This window comes from Larkinella punicea (assembly GCF_003334855.1).
In the GTDB taxonomy this organism is placed as follows: domain Bacteria; phylum Bacteroidota; class Bacteroidia; order Cytophagales; family Spirosomataceae; genus Larkinella; species Larkinella punicea.
Genome location: NZ_QOWE01000004.1, coordinates 383,395 through 401,131 on the forward strand (window position 1 = coordinate 383,395; position 17,737 = coordinate 401,131).

Genomic DNA, 17,737 nt, shown 5'->3' on the forward strand with positions numbered 1-17,737 from the left:
AAAGGCCGGGCGGCCGGAGCCGGACTTTTGCATCCGGTTTAAGCTATGTCCAAGTCCCCTTTAGGGGATTTAGGGGCTAACTGCGGGTTAATATCTTCCGGTTTCGGTTTGATGGTGTATAGCAGTCCGGCAGAAATCAGCATGGTAACGGCGGCAAACTGGAACATCCGGCTCAGATCCACATCCGCATCCCGCAAAATACCGCCCGCATACAGCCCCACGCCACCCACTATGCAGGCCACGAGATTCAGTACACCGTAACCCGTGGCGCGATAGCGCTGGTCGGCAATCAGACACAGAATCGGCATCATGTTCGCATCCAGGAACGTGCGCGTGAAGGCATAAATCATGAAACAGACGATGGCGATGGAAAGGACGCTGGTGCTGCTGGCGATAAAAATACCGGGGGCGGCAATCACTAGCCCGATAAAAGGCACCAGAATCCGGCCGCGTGGGTTGGTACGACTCCAGCGGTCGGCCAGAAAACCGCCCATCAGAACGCCCACCAGCGAGGCAGTGTGAAAATAGCCCGTGGCATACAGACCGGCGACAGTTTGCGATAAATTAAAATGTTCTTTGTAATAGGTTGGCAACCAGCCGACAACCAGCCAGCTCACGATTCCACCCAGTCCCCAGAAGGTCAGTGCTACCACATAATTCCGTCGGCTGAACAGATCCCGAAGGGCTGCCGTGAAACGAATGGTCGGTTCCGGTTCGGCTGAAAGCGTATTTTTTTCGGGTACAACCGGATCGCGCAACACCAACGCCAGCAATACTGCATACCCGACGCCAATGAGTCCAAAAACGCCAAATGCGTAGCTCCACGTCCGGCTTTCGGCCAGCCAGCCGCCCACGAAACCCAGGCTTTGCCCGATCATGATCCCGCCCATGTGAATGCCCGTCGCCAGCGAGCGCGTGGCACCCCGGTGGTAGTCGACAATCAGCGCCAGAGCCGCCGGAATGTAACAGGCTTCGCTAATGCCCATGAGCGCGCGGGTCAGCAGGAGTTCTTCAAAGGTGGTTGCCCGGGCGGTAAACCAGGTGACAATCGACCAGACAAACAGGCTCCCGATAATAACCCGGCTGCGGTTAAACCGGTCGGCCAGAAAACCGGCCAGCGGACTCAGCAAACCGTATACCCACAGGAAAACCGAAGTCAGCAAACCGAACTGCCCGTCGGTCATCGGAATTTCGGCCAGAATGGAACTCCGCATCGTGGTAATCATCATCCGGTCGAGGTAGTTCAGACAGCCGACCACACAGAGTAAACCCACGATGAGCCACGGATAAAAAGACGGTCGCGATAGAGTCATTAATTTCATAGCTCGTAGATTGATGATTTAATTGCCCCTAAATCCCCTAAAGGGGACTTCTAAAATCCGGAGGATACCGCGTCCAAGTCCCCTTTAGGGGATTTAGGGGCAAAAGGCCTACAAAAACGGCTGAATCAGCCCAATGGCCCGGCCAACGTCCACCGTCTCCACGGGCGGCAAGCCAAAGTTTCTTTCGACCGAAGCCATGTCCTTAAAACCGCTGCCGGTGACCAGGCAAACCACGGTTTCGTCGCGGCTCACTTCATTTCGGGCCACGGCATCTTCCAGCCCGGCCAACGCGACCGCTCCGGCGGGTTCGCTGAAAATCCCTTCTTTCTGCGCCAGTGCTTTCTGCCAGGCAAAAACCCGTTCGTCCGTCACGACGTAGCCCGTACCTCCGGTTTTTCGGCAGTTTGCGATCACCTCATCGCCATCCAGCACCCCCGGAACCTGCAAACCGCTGACCGTCGTGGTGGATGCCGCCACCGCGCTGGCTTTCCGATCCTGGTTCCGCAACGCACTCGCGATCGTGTCGTTTCCTTCGGGTTGAACACAATGGACTTTTGCGAATCCCGCATCCGGTTTTTCGGACAGAACGCCCCGGGTAATGGCCAGCGTCAACCCGCCCCCACCGGCTGGTGAAAAAATATGATCGACCCGGCCTTCCAGCGTTTCCAGAATTTCGGACGCCATCGTCTGCACGCCCTGCATGGCGGACGGGCAATACCGGTAGGCGCTGATCGGCAACGGGATTCCGTGGGTTTGGCAGAGGTTTTCAAGTTCGTCAAATACCGCCGTGGTGATCGCCGGATCTTTGCCAAAACCGTGGACCATAAAAATACGGGCTCCGTACAACTGCATCTGCCGGATTTTGGGCAAGGGCGCGCCGTCTACCACCACCAGAATGCACTGAATCCCCGCTGCCGCGCAATAGGCCGACAAAGCCGCGCCGGTGTTGCCGCTGGAGGTGGCAATACAGACTTTCTGGCCTTTGGCATTCAGCTCGCTGACCAAAACGGCCGCGAAACGATCCTTGTACGAACCGGTCGGGTTCAGGTTTTCCAGTTTGAAATACAGGTTGTTGAGACCCAGCGACGCGCCAATCGACCGGGAACGGACGAGTGGCGTCTGCCCTTCGCCCAGAAGTACGCGGTGTTGGGGTGCCACCGTCGGCAATTGATTTTGGTATTTCCAGATCGTATTCAAAACTCGGTGGGAAATTGGGTTTTCTTGGCTGAATAGTTACTAAAATTCGGTTTAAAACCGCCATCAATGGTCAGGGTGGTTCCGCTGATGTAGGACGCCTGCGGAGAACACAGCCAGAAAACCGCTTCGGCCACTTCGCGGGGATGTCCACCCCGCGCGAGGGGAATGAAATCGGTGAGTTCGGCGGTCAAGCGGGCGCTGATGTTTTCCCCTTCCGGATCGACGTAGTCGTTGCTGAGTTCGGTATCAATGTAACCCGGCGCAACGCCCACCACCCGAATGCCGCTCCGACCGTAGGTAATGGCAAATTCCGCCGTCAGGCTTTCCAGCGCCCCTTTAGCCGCAATGTAGGCCGGGCCACAGCCCGCCGGCCGGAACGCCATGACGCTGGATACGTTGACCACCACGCCCCCATCGGCCTGTTTTTCCATCTGACTCGCGACCCCTTTCGTCAGAAAAACCGGGGCCGTCAGACAAATCCGCAGCGTTTTTTCCCAGGTTTCAATTTCCATAGTCCGCAGCGTTTCCAGCGTCCGCCAGGCGGCATTGTTCACCAACGCGTCGATCCGCTCACCCCATTCCATAGTCTGATTGACCAGTTCTTGCAGATAGGACGACTGTTCCAGATCGCCCGAAATCACCAGACAGTCAGCACCGTATGCGGTTTTTAGCTCAATCCCTAACGCCTTCAGCGATTCTTCAGCAAGGTCGGAAAGCACCAGACGAAAACCTTCTTCGGCGAATTTTGTGGCCGTCGCCCGACCGATTCCCCCGGCGGCTCCGGTGATGAGCACGACTTTTTTATCTCTCATGGATCACAATTTTACCGGGTTTTTCGATGGGCAGAACCCCGCCCAACGCATCGCCCTTTTTCACGTTCACCGTCGTTCGCAGCAAAAAGGCTAGTCCGTTGACTTCCGCAGTTACCTCCGTCATACCTCCCGAAAACGGATCAATGATTCTCCCCCAACGCTGCCCGGCCCGGATAAGATCGCCCGGTTTTACGGCGGTGATAAAAATACCGTCGGCAGGCGAAGGCATTTTGGCCTGAAGATAGCCACTATCCGGACGATGATCCTCCACCCAATACCGCTCGGTGGCCGGGCTGGTTTGAGTGGGTTCATCGATCATTTCCAAGTGCTTTAGCAGATTGAGAAAACCGTCTTGATAGGCCGTCACGACCAGTTCCCGAAGGCCCGTTCCTCCGCCGTATTCCAGGTAGATGGCGGGAATGTTGGCGTCACGCGCCACGGAAAGGGTGCGTCCGTTCGGGCGGTGATCGGTTCCCCAAACGATGGGGAGGTTATACGCTAATGCCATTTCCCGCTGTTTTTCCAATACCTCCGGCGACGGATGAAGCATGTAACCGGCCAATGGATAAATGTCGTAAGCCAATCCGCCGGTGTGCATGTCGACGTAATAATCGGCTTCCCGAATGAGCGTACTGATGCGGTCAGCGGTTTGCTCCGACACCGAACCGGTGGCATTTCCCGGACAAATCCGGGCCAGGTCCAGCCCGTCTTCCCCGCAGCGACTGGCGAGCGCGTAGGCCGACGCGTTCACCACCGGCACAACCGTCACGCTGCCGGACACCACTTTTCCTTCCAGCACCCCAATCAGTTCACGAGCCGCCAGCATCGGTTCGTATTCATCGCCGTGAACACCCGCCGAAAGCAGGACGCGTGGCCCTGGCGATGTTCCGATTATTCGCTTATACTCAATCATCTTAGTGTTCCCCTTCATAATAAGCCCCTCCACAAGTCGGTTCTTTGGGGTCAAAAATGGATAATGCTTTGAACAACTGACGGGCGATTTCCTGATGGCCCCGCGCGCCCGGATGCAACGGATCGTTGAGCCATTCGCGGTTCACATCGACGCCGGTCGTGGTTTGCCAATGGTGGTAATTATCGACCAAAATCACCTGTTTCGTTTCTGCCACGGTTCGAATGACTGGAATGTAATCCGGCAGCGTTTTACGTTCCGGGGCTTTTTGGATGATGATCGGATTCGGCGTATGCAGAATCGGAATCGCGCCCAACGCGCGGATTTTCTCAACGAGGCTGATCAGGTTTTGCTCAAAAATGGCGGTCGTGATTTCTTTTCGCGCGCAATCGTTCGTTCCGATCATCAGCGACACCACCGCCGGTTTGAACTGCGCAACCCGCCAGTCGAAATCACTCAGGATGTTGCTGGTTGTGTTGCCGCTGATGCCCGTATTGACCACCAGATCGCGCACCCGTTTCAACTCCCAGCGAAGCCGTTCGGCGAAAATTTCGGGGTAGCTGCGAAAACCGTGCGTGTGCTTGGCACCGTGCGTAATGCTGTCGCCGGTGAAAAGCCAGACACTGGGCTCTTTTTGAGCAAACAGCCCTTTAATCCGTTCCAGGTCCGGAACCGTTGCCCGGTTTTTCCCATCGCTCGACGCCATTGTGGAAAAAGCTGACACTGAAACCGTCGGCAGAACAACACCCAGTCCGGCCATTTTGATGAATTTCCGACGGGAAAAGTCCGACTCTTTTTTCATGCGAAAACCGGTTTATTGGTACAAGGCCGCCAGATTCAGCCGGTTGATTCGGGTGGTCGACAAATGGGTTTTGGCTTTCTGGCTACCGGCACAATAGCTCAACAGGGCCTCTTTTTTGGTAAAATGAATAGCGATGTAGCAGTACCAGCCGTCTGGATCGGTTTCGATGTTGCGGACGTGTTGCCAGGTTTTGCCGTCATCTTTCGAAATGGCCACCGACAGCGGGGTGCGCTTGTCTTTGATGGCGGGAATGCTGCCGTCGTTGTTGTTCCAGACCACCAGCAGATCGCCGGTCGAAGGAATGCGGGCAATGGAAGCGGGCGACAGGGGCGATTTTAGCGTGCTTTGCTCAACGTGACTCCAGGACTGCCCTTTGTCTTTGGAATACGAAAACTGCTGAAAACCGCCACTGGCGCGGATAAACATCAGAATCGTCCCATTTTTCAGCTCGATCAAACCGGGTTCCTGCGTCACCAGATCCGCCGGTTTCGGAACGGCTTCACTGCTTTTCCAGGTGGCTCCGTTGTCGTCGGAATAATAGCTGTACAGCGTTCCGTTTCCCTGCCATTTGCCGCCGGGGGATTTGTGCTGGGCTACCGCCATCAGCAAACGGCCATTTTTCAGTTGGATGACGCGGCTATTATTGAGCACAAAATAGCCTTCCCGGTCGGTAATGCAGGGCGTGGGTTTGCTCCAGGTTTTGGCTTCATCCGTCGAAATCCGCATCTGGGGAATGCAGTCCTGCTCGGAGTTTTTTTTTAGGTAAAACAGGGCGATTTTGCCGTTTTTCAGCCGTAGCAACGAAACCGACATCACATTCATGTCACCTTCTTTTTCCACAATGAGCTGATCCTGTTGCGTCCAGGTTTTGCCGCCGTCTTTCGAAAACCGCCCCGCCAGATAGGCCGGGGCATGGTCGCTCGTGCTTCCGCCGGTGTAGTGGCTGTAGACGAACAGAATGCGACCGTCTTTCAGCGTGATGAAATCGCCCTCGCTGTTGCGGGGGTTGTTGTCGCCGGGGTTCAATTCCAGGGCAACCGTGCCAACGGATTCGGTATCGGGCTGCGCCCGGGCGGCTCCAAAAGCCAGTAATAAGAATGATAGGATGAACAGTGGTTTGGTCATGGGTTTAGCAATTAGTCGTGTCTCTTGTCTCACTTCTCTTGTCTCACTTCTTCGTGTTATAAATCCAGTCCAGGTTCAGGCGTGTGACGTTAGTGACCGAGAGTCCCGTGCCTTTGGGGCGGTTTCCGGCACAGTAACTCAACAAAACATCCTTTTTCCCTACGAAATGGATGGCCGTGTAACAATACCAGCCATCGGGATCGGCTTCCAGCGTTTTGACGTGTGTCCAGGTTTGCCCCTCGTCTTTCGAAACGGCGATGTTCAGGGGCGTCCGTCGGCCTTTGATCGGGTTGCCTTCCTGGTTGCCATTGTTGTTCCAGACCATCAGCAGATCGCCGGTAGCCGGGATTCGGGCGATGGTGGCCGGCGAAACCGGCGACGCAATGGTGGTCGGTTGTGACGGACTCCAGGTTTGCCCCTGATCGGTCGAATAAGCCGCATACTGCACACCGGCATCCGTCCGGATGATCATCATCAGCCGGTCTTTCAAAGCAACCAGCCCCGGTTCCTGCAGGGTAATCGCATCCGGATTGGCCACCTCCTGGCTCACGTTCCAGGTTTTGCCGGTATCGTCGGAATAATACGAAAATAAGCGACCTTTTCCATTAAACCGGCCACCGGGTGGCGTTTCGTGCAAGGCGACCGGCATCAGGAGTCGACCGGTTTGCAACTGAATCACGCGGTTGTTGTTCAACACAAAATAGCCTTTCCGGTCGGTGATGCAGGGAACGGCCTCGCTCCAGGTTTTGGCTTCGTCGGTCGAAATCCGCATCATCGGAATGCAGTCGTCCATGGAATTTTTCCGGGCGTAAAACAGGGCAATTCGGCCATCTTTCAACCGCAGCAGCGAAACCGACATCACATTCATGCCGCCTTCATTGCTAACGATAAGCTGGTCGTCCGGCGTCCAGGTTTTGCCGCCGTCGCCTGAATACCGCCCCACCAGCGTAGCTGCTGCAAAATCGCTGGAGGAGTTGCCGGCAAAACGGGAGTAAATGAACAGAATCCGGCCATCTTTCAGGGTAACAAAATCGCCCTCGCTGTTGCGCGGATTGTCGGGACCCGGATTGAGTTGCAACACCAGGCTTTTTTCACCGACCTTGTTCTTTCCGTTGAGCTTGGTCACCCGCAGGATTTCGTCCACCATGTTCCCGGCAATCAACTCGTGGCCCTTGTCGTTGGGGTGAACACCGTCGAGCATCAGCGAATCGAAACTGACGCCCGTCCGGTTTTGGTAATCCACAAACGCTTTGTAGTTGTCGACCAGCCCGGTTCGGTATTTCCGGGAATAGTTCCGCACCACCTCGACGTACTGCAACAGGCGTTCGTTCTGGTAATCTGCGTATTTTTTGCCCAGCAGATTCGGAACCGTCAGAATGACCTGACTCCCGGTTTTTTGCAACGATTCGATCATGTACGCCAGATTCTGCCGGTAGTTTTCCAGCGGAATCCGCGAGGGTCCGGTAGCTCCTCCGCTGTCGATGTGGGCGTCGTTGATGCCGAACCCGAAGATCACCAGATCGGGGTGAACCGCCAGCACATCCGACTCAAACCGGTCGAGGGCGTGCCTGATTTTGAACAGGTTATGGTCCGTCTGACGGCCGGTGTGGCTACCGGGAATCCCGGCATTGATGACCGTGGCACTGACGCCTTTCTGAGCCAGCAGGTGGGGCAATCTTTGCGCAAAAACCTGATTGATGGTTTTGCGGGTGGCCGTGATGGAATTGCCGAAAGCGACAATGGTCAAATTTCCATCACCACCGCCCGGCGGTTTTGCCGCAAAAACCGGAAAACCAAGGAAAAAGCAGAAAACCGTTATTCGCAAAAATGCCCCCCACCCCCTAAAGGGGGCTTCTCTCGGATGACTAAAGCCCCCTTTAGGGGGTGGGGGGCATTTTTCAAACCCGATCTGAATTACTCTTCGACTGTTTTGCATACCGATTGATCCGTTCATTCAAACATGATTACCGTAAAAAGTCTTTTTCATTCAGCTTAACCCGTAATTCGCCCTGCATGACGGTGATCCAGAGCACGCCCGGTTTTTCTTCGAAAACGTACGGATACGAAATCCGGGGCTGCTTTCCGCGTTCGGCAAAGACCACTGGTTTGCTCCAGCTTTTGCCCTCATCGTCCGAAAACGCAATCGACAGTTCATCGCGGTGGTTGCTGGCCGGAATTTCCGACCATTGGTTATCCCCCCCGCTCAGCTTATACGACACCTGGCCGTCCGGAAAACGGCGGTTCCAGACCAGCACCAGCTTGCCATCCTGCAACCGTTTGAGCAAGCCGGGGGCCGAACTGGCGCTGATGTTGGTGGGGTTAAAGCTGTTCCAGGTTACGCCGTCGTCTTTGGAATAGGCTTCCCAAAACGTCCCCCAGTTGGTCCGCAGCAGCAGCCACAAACGTCCGTCTTTCAACTGTTCCAGCGTGGCTTCCGTGACGCCCCCGTGGTGGCCGGTTCCGCCCAGGTCGATGATGGTGCTGCGGGTCCAGGTTTTGCCGTCGTTCTTCGACGAATACGTCAGCACCGAATGTCGTCCGGGGTTGTGCCTCATCATCATGGAGGTAAAAACGATGCTGCCGTCTTTGGTTTCGATCATGTCACGAATGGCACCGGTCCAGTCGTCGTGCAGTTTCTGGGCGTCCTGCCAGGTTTTTCCGCCGTCAAGGCTGCGGACGGCGTAGGTCGGCAGTTTGGCGTCGGGCGAGTCCGAGATTTCCTTCTGCCAGTTCCAGTTGGCCCGCTCTTTCAGGTTCATACAGGCCAGAATGATCACATTCCGTTTGGTACGGATCAACGCCCGTTCGTCGCTGATTTCAAATTTCGCCGGGTCTTTAAAGATCGTGTATTCCGTCCAGGTTTTGCCATCATCTTTGCTGATCAGGCTTTTGGTTTTGTCGACGGTCAGAATACTGCCGTCGGCCAGCCGTACAAACGGCCCCATTTTTAGGCCCGGTATTTCCTGAACATTCTCCGCAATCCAGGACCCCGACGCGGTGGTTTTTCCGGCGTCTTTATTGATCTGAGCGAGCAGAGAACCGCTGGCCATCAGTGCCAGCAGGCTAGCTACTTTTATTCGATGCGCTATTTTCATACAAAGCAGGTGGTTTAAGGTTTAGGATAGTCAGTTTGTCTTTTTTATACCCGTCATTTTGACCGCGTGAAGCGACACCCCGACAGGTTTTCCCCGTTGGTCGCGCATTCCAATTCGCAGGTAATTCACTCCAAAATCTGGTTGGCGACGAAAATTCGTCCGGGCTACGATTCGGTTGTTCATCACGAAAAGAGCCTCTTGTTTCTGGCAATCCCACCGGATTTCCACCATCATCCGGGACGATTCCGCTCCGGTTTTGGCCAGTTCGGCGGATTTAATCTTGAATTCGGCTATGGCATGATCAGCCGCCAGCGAGTCGTCCGGCACCGAGAAATGGTCGGTTAGCGCCAGTGAAACCGCCTGCGCATCGGGCGGGAATTCCAGATCGGCTTTCAGCGTTCCCTGCCGCGTCGCCGGAAAATTCCAGACCAGGGCCGGGTGTTCGGTTGTCGAATTCAGGGCGGTTTTCCCCTCATCGCGGGCTTCGGTTTGCTCGAGCCAGTCGGGGTCAAATAGCACCACCGATTTGGCGTCACCCTGTCCGGCCACCAGCGCCACCTTGCCCTCCGCCGTTTCTGCTGCCGATGCGTAGGCGGTGCCCCGGTCGTTTTTTTCAACCCGACCCGGTTTGGCCGCAGGCATCGTCAGCACTTCCCGAAAGCCCTGCCAGGTTTTGCCCTCATCGCGGCTGATGGCGGCATGCAGCATTTCCCGGCCTCCGGCGGCATAACTCCGGGGATTGTCCCAACGCTGGTTGCTGTTCAACAGCAGCACCAGACGGCGGTCCGACAGACGGAGCAGTTCGGCCGGGGAGTCCGACGAAATAAACCGGGTTGGCCGGGCCGCCTGCCAGATTTGGCCGTGATCACTGGAAAATGATTCATACAAATGCCCTTTGTTGGTTCGAATCAGCATCCACAACCGCCCGTCGGTTAATTCCACCACATCCGGCTCAATACCGCCATACCGAACCGGCATGGCATTGTCGATTTCGACCTGAACCGAACTAGCCGACGGTTTCCAGGTTTGCCCGTTGTCGTCCGAATGCAGTGAAATGATGTCGTTCCAGCCGTAATCAACCTGCCCTACCCCCGGTTTTTCCTGCCGTTCGGGAACCGCTTTGGCAAAAGACACCAACAGGCGTCCGGTGCTGAGCCGGATGAAACTCCGGATCGAACCCACGTAGCCGTCGTAAATCTTTTGGGGCTGACTCCACGGTTTTTCGGCGCCGGTTGTCCGGCAATACCACACATCCAGATGCCGCCCCCGGTAGCCGTTGGTACCGGTTCCCCACAGATGGAAAATGCCGTGCAGCTCGCCCTGCGGGTCTTCCAGCACCCGGTTGGCGTAATACGCCTGTCCCGGCAAATTGAATTCGGTCACCGGTGGCTCCCAATGAATGCCATCTGACGATGATATGGACCGGAGTTGATTGGCATCGCCGGGGCGGTTGATGTAAAAGATCGTCAGTCCGCCGTTTTTCCGTCGGATCAATGTCGCTTCGTTGCCCGGTGCGGTAGTCACCCTAACCGGTTCGTAGAGATTGGTTACTCGCTGCGGCACCGGACGCAGTCGCATTCCGGCAGATGCTTCGGCAACTTGAGCATAGCCTCCCTGTAATGACAGCCCAAAAGACACGGCAAGACCGCACTCCAAAATTCGGAGTGTCCGTTTCAGGGATGTATTTAAAAAGAAAGCGGTCATTTTTCTGATACTAAACCTGTGTATCAAACCTGCAAGGTCTTGAAGACCTTACAGGTTTAGCGGTTTTCTCAACTAGTTACTAACCAACCCACTAACCGCCGAAATCCGGTCGCAGATTTCCATCACTTCTTTTTCGTTCCATTCGCCGTTGCCCAGGCCCAAAGGCGGGTTGGGCAGTCCGATGTTGATGTTATGCTTGAGCAGCATGGCCTGGTGGAAGAACGACCAGATGTTGGGCAACACGTCATGAATAATTTCCTGGAAGGTCAGCATGAAGCGGTTTCCCAGTTCAAAGTTCCCCTTGATAAATTCCTCCCGCACAAATTTGCACTCTTCTCCCCATAGGTTGAAAAAACTTCCGATGGCCCCTACGGTTCCGCACAGGGTGGCCTGACAGAACAGTTCGTCGGCCCCGCTGAACAGAATCAGCTTGTCCTGCGACAGAATATGAATCAGGCTCACTTCATACAGATTCTGGGTGGTGAGCTTCATGCCGGCAATGTTGGGCAGGGTCAGAATCTGCTCGATGTAGTGCCGGGCGTCGCCCCCAAACACACTGTGGTTACCGATGTGATACGGAAAAAAAGGAATGTCGATGGACGAGCCAATGGCCTTGTAGTGTTCCAGCGCATTGCGAACACCGGACTGGTAATAAATCGGCCCAACGGTCGAAATCCCGTATACGCCCTGCTCCTGAGCGGCCTGCGCCAGCCGGATCGACTCCCGCGTGTTCAGTGCGCCCACCTGGGCAATCACCGGCATGGCTCCGTTGACGGTTTCCATGACGGTTTGGGTGATGGCCATCCGCTGTTTTTCCGAAAACAGAAATCCCTGTCCGGTGGAACCCAGCACATACAGGCCATCCAGTTTTTGTTTGATACAGAGTTCTACAATTTTTTCCAGTTGCTGAAAATCAGGGTTGCCGTTCTGATCGACCGGTGTGAACAAGGCTGGCCACAGGCCACCGATTGGTGAATGCGTCATGGTGTTTGTGTACTTGAATTTTATTTATGGTTTACGGTATTCAGTTTACGGTTTACGTTACTCATATCCCGGATTCTGGACAAGTTTGGAATTCCGGCTCATGACGGTTTCGGAGAGCGGGAACAGCAGCAGGTTGGTTTGTCCTTTGCGGTCGGCGAGTGAAGGAACGAGATCGAACGCCTTGTTAAACCGAACCAAATCCCACCAGCGTTTGCCTTCAAAAGCCAGTTCGAACAGGCGTTCCTTGAGAATGGCGTCGTCGTTGGCGGCTTTGGTCGTCGACACAAACCGGTGTTTCTCAAACTGATCGCCGTAGGCCCGCTGCCGAACCAGGTTGATTTCGGTGGCCGGGTCCTGCCCCAGTGCGTTTTTGGCTTCGGCAATCATCAGCAGCACGTCGGCGTAGCGGTAAATGATGACATCGTCCAGAAACCGTCGGCCGTTCGCATCGATAAAACCGCTAAACTTGGTCATGATCGACGTGTAGAAGGTTGCTTTCCCCTGGGCATCTTTGCCGTAGATTTCCACGAACGATTTGTCCTTGCGTTTGTCGTCCGTCGTAAACTGTTTGCGCATGGTTTCGGAGGGCGCCCACCAGTTCATGCCGCCCCCCAGACCGATTTTCTGGAGGGTTGCGGCATCCGTTCCCGGTGGCAGGTCGCTGTCGCGGATGTACATATCGCCACTGTAGTTGTTGATGGCTTCCAGATCCTGGTAGCGTACCGCAAACACGATTTCCTTGTTGCCTTTGTTGGTATAACTGAACACATCTGCAAAATTCGGCAACAGGGCGACGTCGCTTTTCTGAACTTCCTGCAATGCCGCCAGAGCCGTGTTGAGGGCCGCTTCTCCGCCGTTTCTGCGTTTGGCAATCCAGAGATACACATCGCCTTTCAGGGCATTGGCCGCCGGTTTCGACCAGGCACCACGCCGGGTCGGGTAGGTATTGGCGGGGAAAAGCTCCAGGGCTTTGGCCAGATCGTCGGTGATCAGTTTGAACATCTCCTCTTCCGAAGCCCGCGGTTTGTAAATCGTTTCCGGGTCCGACGATTCCGTGGGCTCCAACAGCATAGGGGTTCCGCCCCAGGTGCGCACCAGCACGAAATAGAGATACGCCCGCATGGTATACGCTTCTGCCAGAATGGTATTTTTGGCGCTTTCCGACGTAAACGCGATGGCCGGTGTGTATTTCAGAATCAGGTTGATGTCGTGGATCACCGTGTAAATCGTCCCCCAGTCGGGGCCGGGCGCGGTAATTTTGTGCAGGCGGTTTTGAAAGTAGGGAATCCGGAAATCGGCATTCAGGATGCCGGTTCCCATGATTTCGCTGCGGGACTCGCCGAGATAGTAGAGATTAAAATTGGTAAAGTTTCGAAAACGGGCGTACATCCCACTTTTGGCACCTGTTACGTCTTCCTGCGTTTTCCAGTAAGAAGCCGCCGTAATCTGGCTTTCGGGTTGAACATCCAGTTCTTTGTCACAGGAACACAGCAAAGAGATGAACAACAGGGCGATGAGGTTGTTTTTCATGATCGTTTCTTGATTAGAATGACACATTCAGACCCACGATGAAATTTCTCGGAACCGGATAGCGGCCGTTGTCCTGCCCGCCTTCCTCAGGGTTGAGTCCGGAATATTTCGTAAAATACTTCAGGTTGTTCGCCGTCACATTCAGCCGCAGGTTGCTCAGGCCGAGCTTCGATGTCAGACCGGATGGCAGGCTGTAGCCCAGCGAAATTTCCCGGATGGCCAGAAAATTGCCTTTCTCGAAATAGTAGGAATTCTGCCGGAAGAGGTTGCTCTGCACCTGCTGGTCGGCGTAGTAATAGCGGGCAATATCGGTCTGATCGCCCGGTTTCTGCCACGAGCGCAGGATGTCGGTCGAGGCATTGTTTTCGCCCACAAACTGACCGTTATACAACGCCCGGGTGTAGTTGTAGATGGTGTGTCCCAGCGTGTAATCGGCCCGGGCCGTCAGGCTGAAATTCCGGTACGCCAGCGAGGTGGTAAAACCGCCCGTCACCGTCGGATAAATGTTGCCGAGATAGACGCGGTCGAACGAGTTGATCTCGCCGTTGCCGTCCACATCGAGCCAGTTGACATCGCCCCCAAACTTCGTTTTACTGGCCAGTGGCACAATAATATCGCGCGGTGCTGCAGCCGCTTCTTCGTCGGTGGCAAAAATTCCGAGTTGTTTGTAGGCGTAGTAATCACCGATCCGGCCCCCTTCCTGAAGCCCTCCGCGCCATTCATTTTTTCCCGTTTCGGGGTCATAGACCAGCACTCCGCCGACCCGGTTCCGGTCGTTTCCGTTGTCCGGCAATTTCAGAATTTTCTGCTGATTGGTGGCAATGTTGAAGCTGGCGTTCCAGTTAAAACCCGACTCCGAACGGATGATCGTCCCCGCCACTTCCACTTCAATCCCCTGGTTTTGCAGACTGCCGTAGTTGGTTAGAATGGATTGAAAACCGGTTTCCAGCGGCAATTCCAGGTTGGTGAGCAGGTTGTCGGTGCGTTTCCGGAAATAGTCCACCAACAGATTCACCCGCCCGTTGAACAAGCCAATGTCCATCCCGATGTCATAGGTTTGGGTCTGTTCCCACTTGAGGTTCGAGTTCGGAATGACGGTATTCTGGATAGCCGCCGTGCCGTCATACCGCGAACCCACGCTGTAGGTTCCCTGCGCCTGAAAATCACCCAGTTGACCCAGATTTCCATTGACTCCGTAACTGGATCGCAGTTTCAGCGTGTTCACTACCCGCGCCAGCCCGGCTTCTTTCCAGAATGATTCGTTGTGAATATTCCAGCCCACCGACGCACCTGGAAACAACCCCCATTTGTTGTTCTGACCTAAATTGGACGCACCGTCGTAGCGGGCGTTCAGCGAGAGTAAATATTTCTGAGCGAAATTGTAGTTGGCGCGGCCGAAAAAGCTCAGAATCCGCTGCTGTGTAACCGAACTGCTGACAGCGGTTGGAGTGGCCGAAGCGTTGAGGGTCGGAATAATGTCCGTAGAAGCGCCCTGACCCGTTGCCGACAATGCCGATATTTTCCGGTCGAAATACGAACTACCGAGCATAAAATCCAATCCATGCTGGTTGAAGCTTTTGGTATAATTCAGAATGGCGTCGACCTGCTGCTGCCAGTGCGTCGAGCGGGCTCCGGTAGCCACCCGCGAATCGATGAAGGCCAGCGGACCGTTCAGATATGATTTTTGGAAGGAGTTATTATTGGTTTCAATGACGTAAAGAGAGGTAGAAGGCTCAAATGTCAGCCCCGGCAAGATATTCCAGGTCAAACCGCCCCCGAGGGTCAGCCGGTAGAGGTGGTTATCGGTCGCATAGCGGTTCAACTGATAGAGCGGGTTGCCAATGGATCGGTTAAAACCGGGCGACATGGTGCCGTCTTCAAAATACAGTTTGGCTGTGGGCGGCAGGGCCAGCGCACGCTGAAAAATCTGGTTATCGTTAAATACCTGGTTGTTGCCCGAATTGGTAAAGTTGGTAAACGCATTGACTTTCAGCTTTTCCCGAATCTTCAGGTCACCGCTGAAATCAAAGGTGAACCGCCGAAAATCCGTATTGATGGCAATGCCCTGTGACTTGAGGTAGCCGACGCCCAGGTTGTAACTTCCTTTGTCAGTGCCGCCCATGGCGCCCAGGTAATAGTTTTGGGAGATACCGGTTTGGAACAACACATCCTGCCAGTCGGTATTCTTGAAAATCAGGGTTTTGGTCGGATCGGCGGGGTCGGCAATACTTTCCCAGCCTTCGCCCAGTTTGTACTGATTCTGGGGCGTGAGGTACTGAACCGTCGAATAGGTACGGTTGGACAGATCGTTTCCGGTACCGAAACTGTTGGCGAGGGTCAGCACGTTCATGCGTTCCGGAATCTTCTTGGCCGAGTTCAGCACCCCTAACCGACCATAGTATACGTAGTCGCGGGCCGACATCATATTGTAGCGTTTGGCGAGTTGCGAAAACGTGGTATTCTGCCGGAAGGTGATCAGCATTTTGCCGGATTTGCCTTTTTTGGTCGTGATAATCACCACCCCATTGGCTCCTCTGGCCCCGTAAATGGAAGTAGATGACGCATCTTTCAGGACTTGCAGGGTTTCGATGTCGTCGGCATTGATGTCGTTCATATCAGACCGGATAACACCGTCGATGATGTAGAGTGGCGAAGAACCGTCGGGATTGTTGATTGACGTTCCGCCCCGGATGATGACCCGGGGAGCGGCTCCGGGCTGGCCCGTCGTCGTTTGCACCCGCACACCCGGCAAGGTTCCCTGCAAGGCCGAAGCGGCATTGGCATACGGAATGTTTTCCAACACCTTGTTATCCAGCTTGGAAATCGAGGTCGTTATGGTTTCGCGGGATTGGGAACCGTAACCGACTACCACCACTTCGTTCAGCGTTTTCAGATCGGGTTCCAGCACCACACTCACGTCTGTCTGGTTGCCGACCACAACCTCTTTAGTCTGGTAGCCGATGTAACTAAAGACCAGCGTTTTGTCGTTGGATGCATTGATCGTGAATTTTCCGTTCCCATCCGTCGTAACCCCGATCTGGGTGCCCTTCACCACCACGGTAACAAAAGGAAGCGGGGCCTGGTCGGCACTCGATGTAACGGTTCCTCTGACCGATTGGGCCTGGGCTTTCGCACCATATCCCATTACCAGCCAGCAACAGAGAACGAGGACTCTACAATAGATTTTGGGCAGTGTCTTCATGGAAGTAGATGATTAGAATCATAGAAGAAAGGAATGGAATCAGGGCCTTTGAGCGAATTATATTCTATCTTTACATTTGTCCTACAAATATAATAGTCGTATTTTAATTACAATGAAATTGTATCAAAAAAGATATAGTACTTCAAAAAGTGCCAAAATACCGGGTCATTGCATTACATTTGCACCAAAAAATGAAACATGAATAGTAAATTAGGATTGCTGGAACCGCTGGAGAGTGTTTCGATGACCGATCGTGTCGAAAATATACTACGTGAATACTTTACGGAGAATGCTTTTAAACCCGGCGATGCGCTTCCGAACGAACTGGAAATTGCTCAGAAACTGAACGTAAGCCGGAATGTGGTTCGGGAGGCCCTGAGTCGGCTTCGGATGTTGGGCATGGTTGAAGCCCGGCCCCGGCGCGGCATGATTATGTCGCAGCCCGATTTACTGGCCGGGATCGAAAAAGTGTTGAATCCGTTTATACTCAGCCAGAGCAACCAGAAGGATATTTTCGAATTGCGGCTGATTCTGGAAATGGGAATCGCCGAGTTTTTATTTGCCCGAAAAACGCAGAAGGATCTGGACGAACTGGAGCAAATTGTCGAAAAGCAGAAGACGCTGCCGGTTCTCTCGAAAGAAGATGAGATTGAATTTCACGGCAAACTGTACGATATGACGGGCAATGAGACGTTCCAGCGGTTTCAAAGCCTGCTGTTCCCGGTTTTTGAACACGTTTTCGCTTCCATGACCAACCAGAAAGATAACTACGTGCTCGTCGACCCGGTTTCCCACGCCGACCTGTTCAACATTCTCAAGGACGGAACACCGGAAGCGTTCCGGAAAGCGATGCACAAACACCTCGAGGTGTATTATAATACGATTAAGAAGTGAAGGAGGAAAAGAAGTCTCAATGTAAAATGATGAATCAGTACTGTACGAAGGATTTGGCCTTACGGGATAAAAAGTTAAAAGTTTGTTGTTCTTTGATCTACTGGATTTTCAAAAGCGATGGATAAACCAATTATTCAGAGTCAGTCGGTTTTAGCTTCGG

The 17,737-nt window shown here is 54.2% G+C and carries 13 protein-coding genes; 1 reads left to right on the top strand and 12 read right to left on the bottom strand.

Features of this window, described 5'->3' with window-relative positions; translation table 11 throughout:
- Positions 1-38 precede the first annotated feature (38 nt).
- From DUE52_RS06820 to DUE52_RS06875, 12 genes are all read right to left on the bottom strand, one after another.
- Positions 39-1,322: an MFS transporter gene (locus DUE52_RS06820; protein WP_114405218.1), complete on the bottom strand. Its 1,284-nt coding sequence runs from the start codon at positions 1,320-1,322 to the stop codon at positions 39-41.
- A gap of 108 nt (positions 1,323-1,430) precedes the next feature.
- Complete coding sequence (locus DUE52_RS06825) at positions 1,431-2,519, bottom strand: pyridoxal-phosphate dependent enzyme (protein WP_222930257.1); 1,089 nt, start codon at positions 2,517-2,519, stop codon at positions 1,431-1,433.
- Positions 2,516-3,331: an SDR family NAD(P)-dependent oxidoreductase gene (locus DUE52_RS06830; RefSeq protein ID WP_114405220.1), complete on the bottom strand. Its 816-nt coding sequence runs from the start codon at positions 3,329-3,331 to the stop codon at positions 2,516-2,518. Before DUE52_RS06830 ends, DUE52_RS06825 begins: the two co-directional genes overlap by 4 nt.
- Positions 3,321-4,244: a succinylglutamate desuccinylase/aspartoacylase family protein gene (locus DUE52_RS06835; RefSeq protein WP_114405221.1), complete on the bottom strand. Its 924-nt coding sequence runs from the start codon at positions 4,242-4,244 to the stop codon at positions 3,321-3,323. Before DUE52_RS06835 ends, DUE52_RS06830 begins: the two co-directional genes overlap by 11 nt.
- Before the next feature lies 1 nt (position 4,245).
- Complete coding sequence (locus tag DUE52_RS06840) at positions 4,246-5,043, bottom strand: SGNH/GDSL hydrolase family protein (RefSeq protein ID WP_229312089.1); 798 nt, start codon at positions 5,041-5,043, stop codon at positions 4,246-4,248.
- 12 nt (positions 5,044-5,055) lie between these two features.
- Positions 5,056-6,168, bottom strand: a complete 1,113-nt coding sequence (locus DUE52_RS06845) for a sialidase family protein (protein ID WP_114405222.1) — start codon at positions 6,166-6,168, stop codon at positions 5,056-5,058.
- A gap of 43 nt (positions 6,169-6,211) precedes the next feature.
- Positions 6,212-7,993 (bottom strand): exo-alpha-sialidase, encoded by a 1,782-nt coding sequence (locus tag DUE52_RS32755; protein WP_229312090.1) that lies wholly within the window; start codon positions 7,991-7,993, stop codon positions 6,212-6,214.
- Between the two features lie 139 nt (positions 7,994-8,132).
- Positions 8,133-9,263: a sialidase family protein gene (locus DUE52_RS06855; RefSeq protein ID WP_114405223.1), complete on the bottom strand. Its 1,131-nt coding sequence runs from the start codon at positions 9,261-9,263 to the stop codon at positions 8,133-8,135.
- A 30-nt stretch (positions 9,264-9,293) separates the two neighbouring features.
- Complete coding sequence (locus DUE52_RS06860) at positions 9,294-10,841, bottom strand: sialidase family protein (protein WP_165840879.1); 1,548 nt, start codon at positions 10,839-10,841, stop codon at positions 9,294-9,296.
- Between the two features lie 198 nt (positions 10,842-11,039).
- Complete coding sequence (locus DUE52_RS06865; RefSeq protein WP_114405225.1) at positions 11,040-11,951, bottom strand: dihydrodipicolinate synthase family protein; 912 nt, start codon at positions 11,949-11,951, stop codon at positions 11,040-11,042.
- Positions 11,952-12,008: 57 nt separating this feature from the next.
- Positions 12,009-13,481 (bottom strand): RagB/SusD family nutrient uptake outer membrane protein, encoded by a 1,473-nt coding sequence (locus DUE52_RS06870; protein WP_114405226.1) that lies wholly within the window; start codon positions 13,479-13,481, stop codon positions 12,009-12,011.
- 13 nt (positions 13,482-13,494) lie between these two features.
- Positions 13,495-16,683 (bottom strand): SusC/RagA family TonB-linked outer membrane protein, encoded by a 3,189-nt coding sequence (locus tag DUE52_RS06875; RefSeq protein ID WP_114405227.1) that lies wholly within the window; start codon positions 16,681-16,683, stop codon positions 13,495-13,497.
- 198 nt (positions 16,684-16,881) lie between these two features.
- Here DUE52_RS06875 and DUE52_RS06880 point away from each other — a divergent pair, with 198 nt between their 5' ends.
- Complete coding sequence (locus DUE52_RS06880; RefSeq protein WP_114405228.1) at positions 16,882-17,577, top strand: FadR/GntR family transcriptional regulator; 696 nt, start codon at positions 16,882-16,884, stop codon at positions 17,575-17,577.
- The last annotated feature ends 160 nt before the right edge of the window (positions 17,578-17,737 follow it).